Source organism: Embleya sp. NPDC020886, from assembly GCF_044333915.1.
Lineage (GTDB): Bacteria > Actinomycetota > Actinomycetes > Streptomycetales > Streptomycetaceae > Embleya.
Genome location: NZ_JBIRRX010000017.1, coordinates 175299 through 191685, shown reverse-complemented (window position 1 = coordinate 191685; position 16387 = coordinate 175299). Strand labels below are relative to the sequence as shown.

The 16387-nt window shown below is 73.1% G+C and carries 15 protein-coding genes and 1 riboswitch; of the genes, 11 read left to right on the top strand and 4 right to left on the bottom strand.

The genetic code is table 11. From position 1 onward, the window contains the following. The first annotated feature begins 759 nt into the window (after positions 1-759). From ACH4U8_RS39025 to ACH4U8_RS39000, 6 genes are all read left to right on the top strand, one after another. The gene (locus tag ACH4U8_RS39025; RefSeq protein WP_360309856.1) at positions 760-1188 is read left to right on the top strand and encodes a helix-turn-helix transcriptional regulator; all 429 of its coding nucleotides are present in this window, start codon (positions 760-762) and stop codon (positions 1186-1188) included. A 26-nt stretch (positions 1189-1214) separates the two neighbouring features. Further along, positions 1215-2060 carry a molybdate ABC transporter substrate-binding protein gene (modA, locus tag ACH4U8_RS39020; protein ID WP_360309854.1) on the top strand — a complete coding sequence of 282 codons (846 nt, stop codon included), beginning with the start codon at positions 1215-1217 and terminating at the stop codon, positions 2058-2060. A 59-nt stretch (positions 2061-2119) separates the two neighbouring features. Beyond that, entirely contained in the window at positions 2120-2935 is an 816-nt protein-coding gene (locus ACH4U8_RS39015; protein ID WP_360309866.1) for an ABC transporter permease, read from the top strand. After that, positions 2932-4062 carry an ABC transporter ATP-binding protein gene (locus tag ACH4U8_RS39010; protein ID WP_395782867.1) on the top strand — a complete coding sequence of 377 codons (1131 nt, stop codon included), beginning with the start codon at positions 2932-2934 and terminating at the stop codon, positions 4060-4062. The genes ACH4U8_RS39015 and ACH4U8_RS39010 overlap by 4 nt, the downstream gene beginning before the upstream one ends. A gap of 82 nt (positions 4063-4144) precedes the next feature. Then, complete coding sequence (locus tag ACH4U8_RS39005; protein ID WP_360309851.1) at positions 4145-4576, top strand: very short patch repair endonuclease; 432 nt, start codon at positions 4145-4147, stop codon at positions 4574-4576. Between the two features lie 9 nt (positions 4577-4585). Beyond that, a complete protein-coding gene (locus ACH4U8_RS39000) occupies positions 4586-5689 on the top strand; it encodes a DNA cytosine methyltransferase (RefSeq protein WP_379988171.1) in 1104 nt (367 codons plus the stop codon). Positions 5690-5720: 31 nt separating this feature from the next. Here ACH4U8_RS39000 and ACH4U8_RS38995 read toward each other — a convergent pair whose 3' ends face one another. The 3 genes from ACH4U8_RS38995 to ACH4U8_RS38985 form a co-directional block, all read right to left on the bottom strand. Further along, entirely contained in the window at positions 5721-6407 is a 687-nt protein-coding gene (locus ACH4U8_RS38995) for a hypothetical protein (protein ID WP_360309847.1), read from the bottom strand. A 137-nt stretch (positions 6408-6544) separates the two neighbouring features. After that, positions 6545-7960, bottom strand: a complete 1416-nt coding sequence (locus ACH4U8_RS38990; RefSeq protein ID WP_360309845.1) for a tetratricopeptide repeat protein — start codon at positions 7958-7960, stop codon at positions 6545-6547. Between the two features lie 110 nt (positions 7961-8070). Further along, positions 8071-9009: an NAD-dependent epimerase/dehydratase family protein gene (locus ACH4U8_RS38985; protein WP_395782866.1), complete on the bottom strand. Its 939-nt coding sequence runs from the start codon at positions 9007-9009 to the stop codon at positions 8071-8073. 119 nt (positions 9010-9128) lie between these two features. Here ACH4U8_RS38985 and ACH4U8_RS38980 point away from each other — a divergent pair, with 119 nt between their 5' ends. From ACH4U8_RS38980 to ACH4U8_RS38970, 3 genes are read left to right on the top strand one after another with little or no spacing between them, the layout of a single operon-like run. Further along, positions 9129-10124 (top strand): DJ-1/PfpI family protein, encoded by a 996-nt coding sequence (locus ACH4U8_RS38980; RefSeq protein ID WP_360309841.1) that lies wholly within the window; start codon positions 9129-9131, stop codon positions 10122-10124. 42 nt (positions 10125-10166) lie between these two features. Next, the gene (locus ACH4U8_RS38975) at positions 10167-11672 is read left to right on the top strand and encodes a hypothetical protein (RefSeq protein WP_395782865.1); all 1506 of its coding nucleotides are present in this window, start codon (positions 10167-10169) and stop codon (positions 11670-11672) included. After that, positions 11669-12847: a hypothetical protein gene (locus ACH4U8_RS38970; protein ID WP_395782864.1), complete on the top strand. Its 1179-nt coding sequence runs from the start codon at positions 11669-11671 to the stop codon at positions 12845-12847. Before ACH4U8_RS38975 ends, ACH4U8_RS38970 begins: the two co-directional genes overlap by 4 nt. Before the next feature lie 34 nt (positions 12848-12881). Here ACH4U8_RS38970 and ACH4U8_RS38965 read toward each other — a convergent pair whose 3' ends face one another. Then, positions 12882-13613 carry an ArsR/SmtB family transcription factor gene (locus tag ACH4U8_RS38965; RefSeq protein ID WP_395782863.1) on the bottom strand — a complete coding sequence of 244 codons (732 nt, stop codon included), beginning with the start codon at positions 13611-13613 and terminating at the stop codon, positions 12882-12884. 94 nt (positions 13614-13707) lie between these two features. Between ACH4U8_RS38965 and ACH4U8_RS38960 the strand changes: the two genes are divergently transcribed. Further along, positions 13708-14856, top strand: coding sequence for a CaiB/BaiF CoA transferase family protein (locus ACH4U8_RS38960; RefSeq protein WP_395782862.1), 1149 nt, complete (start codon positions 13708-13710; stop codon positions 14854-14856). 72 nt (positions 14857-14928) lie between these two features. Beyond that, on the top strand, positions 14929-16056 hold the full coding sequence (locus ACH4U8_RS38955) for a beta-eliminating lyase-related protein (RefSeq protein ID WP_360309831.1): 1128 nt from the start codon (positions 14929-14931) through the stop codon (positions 16054-16056). Positions 16057-16246: 190 nt separating this feature from the next. After that, positions 16247-16345, top strand: a riboswitch (cobalamin riboswitch). Positions 16346-16387: the final 42 nt, after the last annotated feature.

The window sequence follows — 16387 nt, the reverse complement described above, 5'->3', positions numbered from 1 at the left end:
TAGGGCGCCCTGTGGGGGTCGTCTGGGGCCGCCCCCGGGGGCGGGCCCCCCGGGGGGGGGCCCGCCCCGGCCCCCCCCCCCCCCCCCGCGCCCCGCGGGGGGGGGGGGGCCCCCCCCCCCCCCCCACCACGGGGGAAGGGTCGGCGTCGGATGGGCCCGGGGCGAGTCGGGTGGCACGCCGCGATGTTCGCCCGCTTCGTGGGACGGGTCCCGGGACCTGGTGCGGTGATACGTGGGTGCGCCCAGTGGCCCGGCCCGGGGCGTTCCGGCCGTGATCCAGGTGCGCGGCGAACGCCCGTGCCGGCGCATGTCGCCGTCGACGGCCCCTGGCCGGCGGGGTTCGGCAAGCCCCGACCGGGGGGTGTTGCCTGCTGCCGGCCTTCGCCGTCGGTGGCCTGTGTCGCCGTGTAGCCGGGCGGTGCGCAGCGCGGAGGTTTGTCCGATGGGCAGGCACGCTTGACCCGCCGGCAGCCACGGGCTCCAGCCCGCCCGGCAGTCGGCGGCGGCCACGGATCGTCCGCCCGTCGGCGTGGGGCCGGACGGCTGCTGCGTCCCCGGCCGCGCCTTGGGGCCGGATGGGGTGGCCGCTGGGCCCCGGCACCACCGCGCAGCGTGGTCGTTTGGATCGAATCTGCGAGGTGCCTGGCTATCTATACCTTGCATCTGCGAGGATGAGCGCCGCACTCGGCGGCTTCTGCCGGCGTTTGTGGGTGTCGGCCTTGCTCTCTGGGAGAGGTGCGCGTGACTAGGATCCCGGCCGTGAACATGTTCGGGATCGGTGATGCGGCGGCTCTGCTCGGAGTGAGTGCGGACACGGTGCGGCGGTGGGTGGACTCCGGTCGGCTCGACGCGCGGCGGGACGAGAACGGTCGGCGGGTGGTGGAGGGCGCGGCGTTGGCCGCGTTCGCTCGCTCGGCGGCGGCCGGGGACGCTCGTGCGGACAGTGAGCGGCTCGGCTGGTCGTCGGCGCGGAACCGCTTCCGCGGCATCGTCACCGACGTCCGCAAGGACACGGTGATGGCCCAGGTCGAGATCCAGGCCGGGCCGTACCGGGTGGTCTCGTTGATGAGCGCCGAGGCCGCGGACGAACTCGGCCTTGCGGTCGGGGTGCTCGCCACGGCAGTGGTGAAGTCGACGAATGTCATGGTGGAGCGGACCGAGGGAGCGCGCGAGCACTCCCTCGATTAGTGGGGAGTGAACACACGATGGGTGCAATGGGCACGGTGCGGACCCGACGTGCGGTCTCGGCCGCGTTGCTCGCGGGGGCCTTGATCGCCCTCGCCGGCTGCGGCAGCGACGACGACAAGGACGACAAGAAGGTCGGCGGGGCCACTCCGCCGGTCAATGCGAACACGTCCGCGCCCGCCGCCGGCGCCAAGGAACTCAAGGGCACCGTCAACGTGTTCGCCGCCGCGTCGCTGACCGAGACGTTCAGTGCGCTGGGCAAGCAGTTCGAGGCCGCGCACCCGGGTGTCACGGTCAAGTTCAACTACCTCGGCAGCTCGGCGCTGGCGGCGAGCATCAACCAGGGCGCGCCCGCCGACGTGTTCGCGTCCGCCGACGAGAAGAACATGAAGCTCGTCACCGATGCCAAGAACGCCGACGGCACGCCCACCGCGTTCGCCAAGAACACGTTGCAGATCGCGGTGGCGCCGGGCAACCCGAAGAACATCAAGTCGCTCGCCGACCTCAAGCAGGACGGCCTCAAGGTCGCCCAGTGCGCCCCGCAGGTCCCGTGCGGCGCCGCCGCCAAGACCGCCCTCGACGCGGCCGGCGTCAAGTTCACCCCTTCCACGCTGGAGCAGGACGTCAAGGCCGCCCTGACCAAGCTCACCCTCGGCGAGGTGGACGCCGCACTCGTCTACCGCACCGACGTCAAGGCGGCCGGCGCCAAGGCGGTCGGCGTGGACTTCCCCGAATCCGCGCAGGCGGTCAACACGTACCCGATCGTCCCGCTCGCCAAGGCACCCAACGGCGACGCGGCCAAGGCGTTCGTGGCGTTCGTGCTGTCCGAGCCCGGCCGGACGGCCCTGACGGCGGCGGGCTTCCAGGCACCGTGATCGAACCTCCCCGGGTCCCCGGCCGTCGTGAGCGATCGGTACGCCTGCGACCCACACGCCTGCGACCCGCACGCACGCGGGCCGATCGCTCCCGACGCGGCGGCGCGCCACTGGCACTGCTCGTACCCGGCCTGATCGGCCTGGTGTTCCTGGTGCTGCCGCTGCTCGGGCTGCTCATCCGGGCGCCGTGGAGCGACCTGGGGAGTCAGCTCGGCAGTACCGAGGTCCGCGAGGCGCTCAAGCTCTCGCTGTTCACCGCGACCGTGGCCACCGGCATCGTGTTGGTGCTGGGTGTGCCGTTGGCCTGGTTGTTGGCCCGGACCGAGTTTCCCGGCCGCCGACTGGTGCGGGCGCTGGTCACCCTGCCGCTGGTGTTGCCGCCCGTGGTGGGCGGTGTCGCGCTGCTTCTGGTGCTCGGCCGCAAGGGCATCGTCGGCGAGTGGCTGGACGACACCTTCGGCTACACGCTGCCGTTCACCACGACCGGCGTGATCGTGGCCGAGGCGTTCGTGGCGATGCCGTTCCTGGTGATCAGTGTCGAGGGTGCGCTGCGGGCGGCCGATCCGCGCTACGAGGAGGCCGCCGCGACGCTGGGTGCGTCCCGCTGGACCGCGTTCCGCCGGGTTACCCTGCCGCTGATCGCGCCGGGCGTGGCGGCGGGCGCGGTGCTCGCGTGGGCGCGCGCGCTCGGCGAGTTCGGCGCGACCATCACCTTCGCCGGCAACTTCCCGGGCAAGACCCAGACCATGCCGCTCGCCGTCTACCTGGCCCTGGAAACCGACCCGGAGGCGGCGATCGTGCTCTCCCTCGTGTTGTTGGCGGTGTCCGTGTTGATCCTGGCCGGCCTGCGCGAGCGCTGGATGACCACCTCATGACCGGCCCGTCCGAGGAGACCGGCCGGACCGAGGAGACCCGCCCGTCCGACGAGACCCGCCCGGCACCCGCCCCCGGCCTTGACGCCCACCTCGTCGTCACCCGCGACGCCTTCCGCCTCGACGTGCAGCTCACCGCCGCCCCCGGCGAGGTGGTCGCCCTGCTCGGCCCCAACGGCGCCGGCAAGAGCACCGCGCTGCGCGCCCTGGCCGGCCTCACCCCGCTCGGCGCCGGCCACACCCGGCTCGCCGGCGTCGACCTGGAGGATCCGAAGCGGCGGCTGTACACCCCGCCCGAGCGGCGTCCGGTCGGCGTGGTCTTCCAGGACTACCTGCTCTTCCCGCACCTGTCCGCGCTGGAGAACGTCGCCTTCGGGCTGCGCTGTCAGGGCGTCGGCCGGCGCGAGGCCCGGAGCGTGGCGGCGGACTGGCTGGACCGGGTCGGCCTGGCCGAACACGCGGGCGTCAAGCCGGGCCGGCTCTCCGGCGGGCAGGCCCAGCGGGTGGCGCTCGCCCGCGCGCTGGCCACCCATCCGCGACTGCTGCTCCTGGACGAGCCGTTGGCCGCGCTGGACGCCCGTACCCGGGTGGCGGTGCGGGCCACGCTGCGTCGGCATCTGGCCGACTTCGACGGGGTCGCGGTGGTGATCACCCACGACCCGCTGGACGCGATGGTGCTGGCCGACCGGCTCACCGTGATCGAGGCGGGCCGCGCGGTCCAGAGCGGCACGCCGGCGGAGGTGGCCCGCCATCCGCGCACCGACTACGTGGCCCGTCTGGTGGGCCTGAACCTCTACCGCGGCAGCACCTCGGCCGGCGGCGTCGACCTGCCCGCCGGGCAGCGCCTGGTGGTGGCCGAACTCCCGGACGCCGACGAGGTGTTCGTGGCCTTCCCGCCGGCCGCGGTGACGCTGTACCGGACCCGTCCGGACGGCAGCCCGCGCAACCTGTGGCAGGTCGAGGTGGACGGCATGGAACTGCACGGCGACACTGTCCGGGTCGAACTGACCGGCCCGGTGCCGCTGCTCGCCGACGTCACACCGCTCGCGGTCGCCGAACTCGAACTGGCGCCGGGCAAGCCGGTATGGGCGGCGGTCAAGGCGACGGAGGCCCGCGCGTACCCCGCCTGACCACCGCACCCACCGCACCCGGCGCACCGAAGCGGGCCCGCCGCGGGCACGTCGGGGCGCGATGACAGTGCGACCGTGCACCATGGTGTTCGTGACGAGCCTGACCACCACGGAAGCGACCCGCGCGCGGATGAGTCGCCAGCGCAGCAAGGACACCGGCGTCGAGGTCGCCCTGCGGCGCGTGCTGCACGGCATGGGCCTGCGCTACCGCGTGCACCGCCGCCCCCTCAAGGGCATCCGCCGCGAGGCGGACGTCGTGTTCGGCCCGACCAAGGTCGCCGTCTACGTCGACGGCTGCTTCTGGCACGGGTGTCCGCAGCACGCGACCTGGCCCAAACGCAACGCCGAGTTCTGGAAGGCCAAGATCGAGGGGAACCGCACCCGCGACCTGGACACCGACCGACGAATGGCCGAGGCCGGCTGGCTCGTGGTGCGGGTCTGGGAGCACGAGGACGCGGCCACGGCGGCGGCCAGGGTTCGGGATGCCGTGATCGCGAGGCGCGCGGCCGGCTAACCTGTCCGCATGGCACGACCCATCACCATGATCGACCTGTTCGCGGGCTGCGGTGGAATGACGTCCGGGTTCGCCGCCGCGAAGGGCTTTCGGCCGGTCATGGCGGTCGAGTGGAATCTGCACGCCGCCGCGACCTACGCCGCCAATTTCGGCGACGCGCACATGCGCTGGGGCGACATCGCGGAGATCCCGGACAGGGACATCCCGCGGGCCGACCTGATCATCGGCGGCCCGCCCTGCCAGGGCTTCTCCAACCTGGGCAGCCGCAACGTGGAGGACCCGCGCAACAAGCTCTGGAAGGAATACCTGCGCTTCGTGCGTCGGGCCAGGCCCAAGGTGTTCGTGATCGAGAACGTGGACCGCTTCCAGAAGTCCGCCGAGTTCGCGCTGCTGCTCGCCGAGGCGCAGCCCGGCGGCCTCCTGGAGGGGTACGTGCTCACCGACGCGCTGCTCCCGGCGGTGGACTACGGAGTCCCGCAGCGCCGCAAGCGGGCGATCGTGATCGGCTCCCGGATCGGCGAGATCAGCGTCCCGGAGCCGACCCACGGCCCCGGCCGATCGCAGCGCTGGAACACCGTGCGGGACGCGATCGAGCACCTGCCGCGCGTGCCCGGCACGACCAGCCTGCCGGTCTCCCGGACCGAGTTCTTCGGCCGGGTCGTGCCCGGCGTGTTCAAGGAGGCCGACCTGCACCTGGCCCGCACGCCGATCGAGCGCTCGCTGCTGCGCTACGACTGCGTGCCGCCCGGCGGCGGCCGCTTCGATCTGCCGGACCACCTGCTGCCGGACTGCTGGCGGAACAAGAAGACCGGGACGACGGACGTGATGGGCCGGATGCGCTGGGACCACCCGTCGCTGACCATCAGGACCGAGTTCTACAAGCCGGAGAAGGGCCAGTACCTGCATCCGCAGTGGAACCCGGACGATCCGACCGACCGGGTCAACCGCCCGATCACGCATCGCGAGGCGGCCCGGCTCCAGTCCTTCCCGGAGACCTTCGTGTGGTGCGGCTCCAAGACCGAGATCGCCCGGCAGATCGGCAACGCGGTGCCGCCGCGGCTCGCGGAGGCGATCGCTCGGCACCTGAAGCCGCGATTGCAGGCCGCGCGGTAGGGGCGACACCCCCTCCGCCGGGGCTCCGGGCTCAGGTGCTCGGCAGGTCCTCGTCCGCGCCGTCGTCCGTGCCCTCCGTGTCCACGCCGTACAACCGCGGCGGTAGCTGCTGCTCCGCCCAGTCCAGGTCCGCGTCCAGGTCGAGCCAGATCCGGTCGAGGCGGTCGGCCGGCGCGTCCAGGTGGATCGCGACCCAGGTGAAGATGCCGCACACGGTGGTCCGGTCCCGGTCCGGTGCGACGATCTGGGCGGCGAACCAGACGGCCACCCCGGCGCGGGTGGGGATCAGGTACTGCTCGTCGTCCGGGGCCGGCCGGCCCGTGGTGGCGCAGCGCGGCGGTTCGAGGATCTTCATCCAGGTCAGCGCGGCGCCGGGAGCCTGGTCCTCGAAGCACTCGGTGACCGACTCGCGGATCGCGCCCGCCGGGTCGTCGCCGAGCCAGCCGAACCACGCGTCGTCCTGGAGCAGCTTGGCGAAGTCGTCCTGCGGCGGCCCGTGCCGCGGGTTCTCCCGGTACTCGCCGGTCAACAGCCCGTCCGGACCCACCACCCACGCGCCTCGGATCGCCTCGCCGGGGACGTAGCCGTTGGGGTCGTCGGCGAACGCCGGGTCGATCTCGGCGACCGACCCGCCCGGGCTCCGGGTGGCCGCGGCGAGCAGCCCCGGATCGTCCGGAACCTGCCGACGCGCTCCGGATTCGTCCCGGGACTCACCCATGTATGCCACTCTCCCGTGTTGTCGACGACGTCACAGGGCCATCGACCCGGCCCGCGACGAGTGCGCAATTCTCGCGCATCCGGCGCGGACCACCCGGTCGACCACCCTCGGGGCGGGGCAACTCCCGAGCCGCCGGCTCAGCGTCCCCAGGCGATGGTGATCGCGGCGGTGTGTTCGGCGACCCGTTCGCGGGCGTCGGCGGCCTCGGCGGGGCGGCCCAGGGCGTCGGCGAGGCGGGCCCGGCCGAGCCAGTTGTACGGGCTGGTCGGGCGCAGGTTGACGCGTTCGCTGAGCAGCGTCCGGGCCAGGTCGTGCCGGTCGCTCCGCAGGGCCGCCTCGACCAGGGTCTGCTGGATCGCGTCGCGTTGGGCGTGGCTGCCGCCGAAGGTGTTCAGGCGGTGTCGAATCGGGAGGAGCAGGTCGACGGTCTCGGTGTAGTGCCCCTGCTCGAAGGCCACCAGCGCGCGGCAGACCGGCAGTCCGACCGCCGCGGTCATCGTGTGGTTGGTCACGCCCGGGTGCGGATCGGCGAGCCAGGTCTCGCGGTCGCGGACCACGGCCTGCGCGTCGGCGATCCGGCCGGCGCCGAGCAGGGCCATCACCGCGTGGGTGTCGTTGAACGCGTAGTACGGGCCGTCCGCGCGGGCCGCCCACGCGTCGGCGAGCCGGCGCCAGCGCTCGACCTGCGGGTCGCCCGCCAGGTGCAGGCGCCACAACAGGGCCGAGGCGTCCAGCAGTTCCATCGCCAGGCCGGCCGACCGGTCGTGGTGCAGGACGGCGTCGTGGATGGCCAGCGCCCGATCGTTGGCCCCGGCTTCGATCGAGAACAGGCCGTAGTGCCACCAGTTGTGCACGTTCAGGTAGTTGCCGCCGGTCCAGTCGGCGGTCCGGGCGTCCATGAAGCGGATGCCCTCGGCGAAGCGACCCTGCATCTCGTACGTGTGCACCACCGCGTGGATCGCCCACACGTCGCGCGGATTCGCCGCCACCGCGGCCAGCCCGGTCTCTTCGGAGCGCGCGTAGTGGCCGGCCTCCTCCAGGCCGAACGCGGCCATGCCCAGCACCGGCCCGTAGTGCGGATCGTCCCGGTCCCACGCGCTGAGCACGCCGCCGACCCGGTCGCGCAACCGGAGCGCGTCGCCGGTGAGGAAGTCGATCTGATGGCCGACCAGCAGCGCGAGCGCGTCCCGGGGATACGCGACGACCAACTCGTGCAGGATGTCGCCGGCCCGGCGGATGTCGCCGGCCAACCACGCGTCGGCGGCCCGCAGATGCGCGACCTCGCGTGCGCCGACCCTGGTCGGGGTGGGCACGAACGCGGCGTAACGTTCGCGCGCGGCGGCGGCGTCGCGCGATTCGGTGCCCAACAGACCGAGATAGGCCGCGAACACGTTGGCCATCGGCGCACCGGGATCGGCCGCCAGCGCCGCCTCGACCTCGGTGCCCACCTCCGGCCGGAAGAACAGCAGCGCGTCCAGCGCGCGTTCGTAGTGCCGGATCGCCTCCGGGCCCATGCCGGACAGGTCGAGCCCGTGCCGATCCACCGTGCTCATCGTGGGGTCCTTCCGTCGCGCCGGATCACCCCCGATTAAACACGGTACGGCGGGGGTCGGTCGGCATCGACCGCCGGGCGTCACCCGCACGTGACGCCCGGCGTGCTCGCTCAGGCGTGCGCGGGCCGTGCCGCGGCGAACTCCGACAACGCGGTGTCCAGGGGTGTCGCCGTTACGCCCAGGATCCTCGTCGTCAACGTCGCGTCGAGTGTGGAGTCGCCCTCGGTGAGGTAGAGCATCTCCTCGACCTCCGCCATGATCGGGTCCCGGCGGCCGATCGTGCGTACCTCCTCGGCGGTCATCCGGGTCAGGCGCGGCTCGGGCGAGCCGGTCAGCGCGGCGAGGCGGGCGGTCGTCGCCCGGATGGATCGGGTCGAGGACGGTACGTGCCAGGCCCGGCCCCACGATCGGGTGGAGCGTGCCGCCGCGACCAGGGTGCGGGCCACGTCGCCGGTGTACGTCCAACTCTGCGCCGCGTCCAGGTCGCCGGGGAGCACGGCGGGGGTGCCGGCGAGCACGTGCGGGACGACCAGGAAGTTGTACAGCGAGTTCGCGCCCGCCCCGACGAAGTCGCTCGCGCGTACCTCGGTGACCCGGACCCGGCCCGCGTCGTGCGCGGCGAGCGCGTCGGTCCACATTGCGGCGCGCACCCGGCCCTTGACGGTGCTCGGCGCCATCGGCAGGTCCTCGGTCATCGGCCCGTCCACCGGGCCGTAGCCGTATACGTTGCCGAGCATCACATAGCGCGCCCCCGTGCGCTCCGCCGCCGTCAGCAGCGCGCCGGCCAGCGGCGGCCAGTCGGTGGGCCAGCGGTGGTAGGCCGGCATCGCGCAGTTGAACAACGTCTCGGCTCCTTGCGTGAGTTCGACCAGGCGGGCGGCATCGGTCGCGTCGACGGCGTGGCGTTCGATCAGCGGATGGTCCGGGCCGGTTCCGCGGCGGGTGAGCACCCGGACCCGCTCGCCGGAGCCGGCGAGCAGCAGCGCGGTGGCGGTGCCGGTGGCGCCGGCACCGACCACGACGTGGCGGGGGGAAGAGGACGAGGACATGCGTGCTCCAGGACGAAGAGGAGGGGAAGGAAGGGTGTCCGAAGGGGACGTGTCCAGCCTCCGTCCGCGCCGGGTCGTACGGTAGTGGCCGGAATGCCAAACATCCGGAGGTTCGGGCCATGCATCGAATAGCCGTCGTGGCCGTGCCACCGGTGACCACCTTCGACCTGTCCATCCCGGAACTGGTGCTCGGTGCGGTCGATGTGGTCGACGGCGTGGCCGGCTACCGGGTCCGGGTGTGTACCGCCGAGCCGGGCGCCGTGGTCGGCACCGGCAGCCTGGACATCGTGGTGCCGCACGGCCTGGACGCGATGCACGACGCCGACACGGTGATCGTCACCGGCACCGGTGCCCGTGCGGACGCGGACCCGCGCGTCCTGGCCGCGCTGCGTACCGCCGCGGCGGCGGGCAAGCGGGTGGCGTCGATCTGCACCGGCGCGTTCGTGCTGGCGCAGGCGGGCCTGTTGGACGGGCGCGCGGCCACCACGTACTGGACGATGACCGAGGAGTTCCGCCGCCGCTTCCCGGCCGTGGACCTGCGGCCGGACGTGCTGTACGTCGAGGACGGGCCGATCCTGACCTCGGCCGGCCTGTCCGCCGGGATCGACCTGTGCCTGCACCTGATCCGGACCGACTACGGCGCGGCCACCGCCAACATCGTCGCCCGCCTGGTCGTCGCGGCACCGGTACGCCCGGGCGGCCAGGCCCAGTTCATCGAATCCCCGCTGCCCCCGGAAAGCGGCGTATCGCTCGCCGGCACCCGGGCCTGGGCGCTGGCCCGCCTCGACGAACCCCTCACCCTGGCCGACCTGGCCGCGCACGCGAGCACCAGCGTGCGTACCCTGACCCGCCGCTTCCACGCCGAGACGAGCCTCAGCCCGTTGCAGTGGCTGCTTCACCAACGGGTGGACCGTGCACGAGAGTTGCTGGAGACCACCGACCTGTCGATGGAACTGGTCGCGCAGCACAGCGGCATCGGCACCACCGACTCGCTGCGCAAGCACCTGGTGCGCCGGACCGGGCTGACCCCGAGCGGCTACCGTGCCGCGTTCAGCCGGATCCGGGTCGATACCGCAGGTCGGGCCCGACGCAGGTCGCCGACCCGGAGTTTGTGAACCGGCCATTCGGCGTTGCGCCGGGTGTGGAACAGTCGCGACATGAACGATTGTGTTCGACCGGACCACGGCGAGGGTGTGGTGCAGGACTTCGATCACGACGACACGCCGTACACGTGCCATGGCAGCGGGAATTCCGAGGTCGGAGTGGCCTTCCCGGTGCCCGGGAGTCCGGCGTTGCTCCAGGTGGTCAAGCCGGCCGGAACCAGCCTGGATCTGTGGTCCGTGCCCGAACCCGGCTCGCCGTTCGGGGATTTCCTGTACTCGGCGCCCGAACAGGGTGAAGAGGGCAGCCTGTTGGTGCACGACACCGGTCCGGGCGCCCTGCGCATGCTCAAGGTGGTCAGCGACGGATCCTGGACGCTGCAACTGAAGGAACCCGGTGCGGCGCGCGAACTCGTCGACACACTCGCGGGCCACGGCTGCGAGGTCGTGCGCTACGACGGCCCCGGGTGCGTGGCCACGCTGGTCGCCGACGTGCACGGGGCCGGGGGCAACGCGCGCATTCGGGTGTTGCCCGAATCCGGGGTGGCGGCATTCGCGATGGACCCGGCCGACTCGTCGGCCGAACAGGCGGACGACTCGGCCGAAGTCGCGTTCCTGGGTGCCGGTCGGTACGCCATCACCCTCGACGGCCCACGACTCGTGGTCGTACTGACCCGGGACGACTGGCAGTTGTCGACGGAGGAGGCCGGCCCGGACGAGAGCGGTCCGCCTGCCGGGCCGCCGGCTCATCGCGGGATGGGCTCGCGCACGGTCGGGGTCACCCTGCCCGACCCCGATGAGCCGGCCGTCCTGGAGGTACTCGCGTTCGCGAACCTGTGCGTGAACGTGCCGGAATGGCCGCTTCGGGAAAACGTGTTCCACACCTACGAGGTGGGACCGGGGTACCCGACGCGCTATCTGCTGGTCCCCAAGCCGAGGCGCGGTGCTCCCGTCGAGATCGAACTGGAGGCGCGGGACGCCGAGTGGGAGCTGCGGGTCGTCCCGTTGGCCGGTGCGCAGCGGTTGGGTTCGCGCCACACGGGCCTGGGGAGCGACGTGCTGCGCTATGACGGGCCGCCGGCACGCCTGGTACTGCACGAGCCGACGGGTCGACCGACGATCCGCCGATGGGCCCGAAATCCGCTGGGGGAGTGGAGCTGTACCCGACTGAGCGGCGCTGTGGGGGACATGACATCGGTCATCGGTGTCGGCCTCGAACCGGACACGATCAGTGTGTCGGAGCAGGGCTCCTGGGTGATCTCGGCACTTCCGGTCGAGCACATTCGTGACTTCGACCGTTCGCTCACCGGACGTGGCCCGGAACTCGTTCGGTACACCGGACCCGATGCCACGCTCGACGTGCGGGCGGGAGCGGTCCGGGCGGCCCGGGTGATCGTGGGAATTCCGGCACTCGAACTGAATCGGGCCGGCCGCGACGCGGTGGCCGCCCGGAGCTCACTCCGCAAGGCCGGCGAGCCGGTGCGCTTCGAGGTGGCGGCCGGCTTCCTGACCGTCACCGCGGCAGAGGGGCAGTCCTGGCGGATCGAGGCACACCCACGATGAGCGCCCCGCCCGACCGGGCCCGAGGGCACGGAGAGGACGACACCCCGTTCACCCACCGGGGCTTCGGCGACGCGGACGTGGTGCTCGACGTTCCGGTGCGGGGTCGGATCGCCCTGGTCCGGATCGAGAGCGCGCCGGGTGAACAACTGCGTCTGTGGCGGATCGAGCGGCCGGGTGGACCGGTCGGGTGGTGTGCCTACGACGGGCCGGCCGAGGGCTCCGACGCGAGCATTTTGACCGTGGACGAGCAAGGACGCGTGCTGCGGGCGGTGCGGGTCCGGTGCGCCGGCGCGTGGTCGCTCCGGCTCAGGGACCCGGACGCGGTCCGGGAGTTCGAGCGCTCGATCGAGGGTGTCGGCAGCGAGGTGCTCCGGTATACCGGGCCGCTGGGGGTGGGCAGGCTGATCGGTACGCGATCGGGCGGGCCGGTCGACGTGCGTCTGTTGCCACCATCGGCGGGGGCGGACGCTGCGGCGGGGACCTGGCAGGAGATCGATCCGCATCCAGAACAGCCCTGGCAGTCCTGGGAGTTCGGCGTGGTCGGGCCACAGATGATGGTCGTCACCGCGCGCGGACCGTGGTCGATCGACGTCGAGCCGACACCGTCGATCCGGCCCGATCTGCCCGAGGGCACGTTCGTGCTGCACGGCGTGGGCGACCTCACGGCGATCGTGCCGATCCCGGACGCGGGCGAGGCCGCGGTGTTGGAGGTGGTCTGGGTGTCCGGGGCCACGTTCACCGTGGCGTGCGAGGCGTCCGGGGACTACGGGGCTCCCCGCCATCTGCTCGGGCCGGATCGGCCGTGTCTGCGCTTTCGGCTCGGCGCCGAACTTCGGGCGCGTGGTGTGCCGGTCCGGATCCTGGGGCGGGGGAGCGAATGGGAGCTGCGCACGACCACGCCCGGTGCCACGCGTACCGGTACCGGTCTGGGGGTGGCCGACTTCGACGCCGCCGAGGTGGCCGGCTTCCCGAAGCTGCCCATGCGGGTGATCCTCGGCCGCGACGCACCGGGCGCGGACGTGGAGTCGGGGGCCGGGCAGTGGCCGCGGCCGGCCTGGGCGCCCGGGGCGGAGGGCGACGCGGGGTCGTCTCCCGGCCGGGCGGCGAACCCGCCTCGACCCGGGCGCTCCTGGGCCCGCCGCCTGGTCGACCGGCTGCGGCGTTCGTCGGACTGACCGAGCCGCCCGGACACCCCCGTCCGGGAGGCGGTCACGCCACCTCGAATTCGGCCTCCCGAATCCCCAGCAGCCGCCCCAACTCGGCGCGCCCCACCTCGCCGGCCCGGACCGCGCGGCCCGTGCCGACCCGCTCGGTCCAGCCGCGGACTCGCAGGACCCGGCACAGTTCGGCGCCGGCCGTGCCCGCGAGGTGGTGGCGGCGTTCGGTCCAGTCCAGGCAGGGGCGGGCCAACGGGCGTTTGCTCGGCGTGGCCAGGTCGGCACCCAGGTCGGCGAACCAGGCGAGGCCGTCGTCGGTGAGCGCGAAGCCGGTGTCCTGCCGGAGCAGGTCCCGGTCGGTCAGCGCGTCGGTGATCGCCACGCCGAGCCGGCCGGCCAGGTGGTCGTAGCAGGTGCGACCCCGGGCCAGCGCCGCCCCGGCCGAGTGCGCGCGCAGCGAGTTCGCCGGCCGCGCGGTCGTGGGCGTCGCGTACGCGGCCAGGTCCTCGACCATCCGGGCCACCCCGGCGTCGGCCAGCCGCACGTAGCCGTGTCGACCCTGTCGCTCCCGGACCAGCAGGCCCCCCTCGACCAGCCTGGTCAGGTGCTCGCTGATCGTGGACGGCGCGACACCGCAGTGCCGGGCCAATTCGCCACCGGTCCAGGCACGCCGATCCAGCAGGGCCAGGCACACCGCCGCGCGGGTCTCGTCGGCGAGGAGCGCGGCGAGGGCCGCGAGCCGCGGGACGGAGTCCGGGTCGGTGGCGCGTGCGATCGAGTCCATGCCGCCATCATCGGCCGGCGACGCTTCGGCCCGTGCCGAAAGGTGCGCCGCGCCGGGCCGCGTCGCGGTTTCGGCGCTCTGTCAGGATGGACACGTGCTGCTACCTCTCGCGGGCGTCACCGTCGTCTCCCTGGAACAGGCCATCGCGGCGCCGTACGCGACCCGGCAACTGGCCGATCTCGGTGCGCGCGTGATCAAGATCGAGCGGCCCGGCGCGGGTGATTTCGCCCGTACCTACGACGAGACCGTCGAGGGACTGTCGAGCCATTTCGTCTGGGTCAACCGGGGCAAGGAAAGCCTCGCGCTCGACCTCAAGGACGAGCGGGCGGCGGAGATCCTGGACCGGTTGCTGGCCCGCGCGGACGTGTTCGTACAGAACCTGGCGCCCGGCGCGGCGGATCGCCTGGGGCTGGGCGCGGCGGAGCTGCGGGCCCGATTCCCCCGGCTGATCGTCTGTGGCATATCGGGCTACGGGACGTCCGGTCCCTATCGCGACAAGAAGGCGTACGACCTGCTCGTGCAGTGCGAGGCCGGGTTGTTGTCGATCACCGGCACGCCGGACACGCCGGCCAAGGCCGGCATCCCGATCGCCGACATCGCCGCCGCGATGTATGCCTTCACCGGCATGCTGACCGCCCTGTACGAGCGCCGGGTCACCGGCGAGGGCAGTTCGTTCGAGGTGTCCATGCTGGACGCGCTCGGCGAGTGGATGGGCTTCCCGTACTACTTCGCGACCTATGGCGGGACGCCGCCGCCGCGCACCGGGGCCCGGCACGCGGCGATCGCGCCGTACGGGCCGTATCGCGTCGGCGACGGCGGTCAGGTGTTCGTCGGCGTGCAGAACGACCGCGAGTGGGCCGCGCTGTGCGAGCGGGTGCTGGGTCGGCCGGACCTGGTCGAGGACCCGAGGTTTCGCAACAATTCGTTGCGGGTGGCCGGCAACGAGCGGCTCACCGAGCTGATCGAGGCGGCCTTCGCGGACCGCACCGCCGCCGAGATCGAGGCGAGCCTGGACGAGGTCGGCATCGCCAACGCCCGAATGCGCACCGTCGCCGAGTTCGCCGAGCACCCGCAACACGCCGCCCGGGACCGGTCGCGGCTGATCGACTCGCCCGTCGGTCCGCTGCGCGCGCTGCTGCCGCCGGTGACGGTGGCCGGCCGCGAGGCGGCGATGGGCCCGATCCCGGCGGTCGGCGAACATACCGCGGCGATCCTGGCCGAACTGGGCATCGAGGCCGACTGAGCGCTCGACGCGCCGGCCGAGCAGGGGCGCGGGGCGGACGCCGTGCCGGGCGCCTCGTTGGATGATGCCTGTATGGCTTACATCGACGGCGACGAGCACACCGGCCGGATGCGCGCGATCCGCGCCTGCGGCCGGATCCTGTCCGGGGTACGACCCACCACGGTCGCCGAACGGCTGGCCCGACTGACCGCGTACGCGGAGCGCACGCTCGACACCGACGCGTGGCCCGACGTCTACGCCGACGGCGGCGCGGTCGCCCGCCTGGAGGCCCGCACGGCCGAATTGCTCGGCACCGAGGCGGCGCTGCTGTTCCCGACCGGCACGATGGCCCAGCAGGTCGCGTTGCGCTGCCACGCCGGAGCCACCGGGTCCGACGTGGTCGGCATCCACCCCAGGGCCCATCCGCTGACCTACGAGCGGGACGCGGTCTCGGTGTTGTCCGGGCTCCGGCCGCTGGTACTCACCCACGGGCCCGGCCAGATCACCGCCGAGGACGTCCGCACCTGCGGTGAGAGGTTCGGCACGCTCTTCTACGAACTCCCGCTGCGCGACCACGGGTTCGTCCTGCCCGCGTGGGACGACCTGATCGCCGTCGTGCAGGCCGGGCGCGACCGCGACGCCGCGCTGCATCTGGACGGCGCGCGATTGTGGGAGAGCGCGGCGCATCTGGGGCGCTCCCTGAGCGAGATCGTCGACCTGTTCGACTCCGTCTACGTCTCCTACTACAAGGGCCTGGGGGCGAGTGCCGGAGCGGCGCTCGCGGGTGGCGCCGAACTGATCGAGGAGGCGCACGCGTGGCGGCACCGCTACGGCGGGCGGCCGTTCCAGGCCTGGCCGATGGCGCTGGACGCGCTCGCGGCACTGGAGGAGACCCTGCCCCGGCTGGACGCCTGGGTCGCGCACGCCGCGACGGTGGCGGCCGGCCTGGCCCGGGTGCCCGGGGCGATCGTGTTCCCGGCCGTCCCGCACACCCACCAATTCCAGATGTGGCTGCCCTATCCGGCCGCGCTGCTGGACCGGGTCGGCGTCGAGTACGCCGCCGAGCACGGGGTGTGGTTGGCCGGCCGCTGGACCGAGCCGGGCCCGCCGGGGCTTTCGTACACCGAGATCACCGTCGCCGAACCGGCCCTGGAGTGGACCGCCGACGAGGTCGCCGACGCGTTCGACGCGTTCGTGCGGCGGGTCCGCGCGAGCGGCTGACCGGGCGGGGCGTGCTCCCGCGCCGGATCGATCCCCGGCTCGGGGCGGACGAGCGGGCCCGGTTGGGGCGGGCCGGGGCGGTGAGATGTGTCACCACCGGTGCCGACGCCGATCGGGGCATGTTGCGTCAAGGCGGGCCACTGAGCGATGCTGGCCCCGCGCCGGCCCTACCGGCGCGGGGAGGGCGTGGCAGGAACCCGGTGTGATCCCGGGACGGTCCCGCCACTGTGACCGGCTCCGTTGTACGACGTCCTCGGACGACTGCGACGTGACCGGGAGTCAGGAACTGCGCGTCTCACCCCGAGTCCGATGGGGCGAGGACCCCGGAGAG

What these genes read in the sequence shown, in the direction of transcription:
- modA (WP_360309854.1), top strand. Translation starts at nt 1,215, where the DNA reads ATGGGCACGGTGCGGACCCGACGTGCGGTCTCGGCCGCGTTGCTCGCG.
- ACH4U8_RS39010 (WP_395782867.1), top strand. Translation starts at nt 2,932, where the DNA reads ATGACCGGCCCGTCCGAGGAGACCGGCCGGACCGAGGAGACCCGCCCG.
- ACH4U8_RS39005 (WP_360309851.1), top strand. Translation starts at nt 4,145, where the DNA reads ATGGTGTTCGTGACGAGCCTGACCACCACGGAAGCGACCCGCGCGCGG.
- ACH4U8_RS39000 (WP_379988171.1), top strand. Translation starts at nt 4,586, where the DNA reads ATGGCACGACCCATCACCATGATCGACCTGTTCGCGGGCTGCGGTGGA.
- ACH4U8_RS38995 (WP_360309847.1), bottom strand. Translation starts at nt 6,407, where the DNA reads ATGGGTGAGTCCCGGGACGAATCCGGAGCGCGTCGGCAGGTTCCGGAC.
- ACH4U8_RS38990 (WP_360309845.1), bottom strand. Translation starts at nt 7,960, where the DNA reads ATGAGCACGGTGGATCGGCACGGGCTCGACCTGTCCGGCATGGGCCCG.
- ACH4U8_RS38985 (WP_395782866.1), bottom strand. Translation starts at nt 9,009, where the DNA reads ATGTCCTCGTCCTCTTCCCCCCGCCACGTCGTGGTCGGTGCCGGCGCC.
- ACH4U8_RS38980 (WP_360309841.1), top strand. Translation starts at nt 9,129, where the DNA reads ATGCATCGAATAGCCGTCGTGGCCGTGCCACCGGTGACCACCTTCGAC.
- ACH4U8_RS38975 (WP_395782865.1), top strand. Translation starts at nt 10,167, where the DNA reads ATGAACGATTGTGTTCGACCGGACCACGGCGAGGGTGTGGTGCAGGAC.
- ACH4U8_RS38970 (WP_395782864.1), top strand. Translation starts at nt 11,669, where the DNA reads ATGAGCGCCCCGCCCGACCGGGCCCGAGGGCACGGAGAGGACGACACC.
- ACH4U8_RS38965 (WP_395782863.1), bottom strand. Translation starts at nt 13,613, where the DNA reads ATGGACTCGATCGCACGCGCCACCGACCCGGACTCCGTCCCGCGGCTC.
- ACH4U8_RS38955 (WP_360309831.1), top strand. Translation starts at nt 14,929, where the DNA reads ATGGCTTACATCGACGGCGACGAGCACACCGGCCGGATGCGCGCGATC.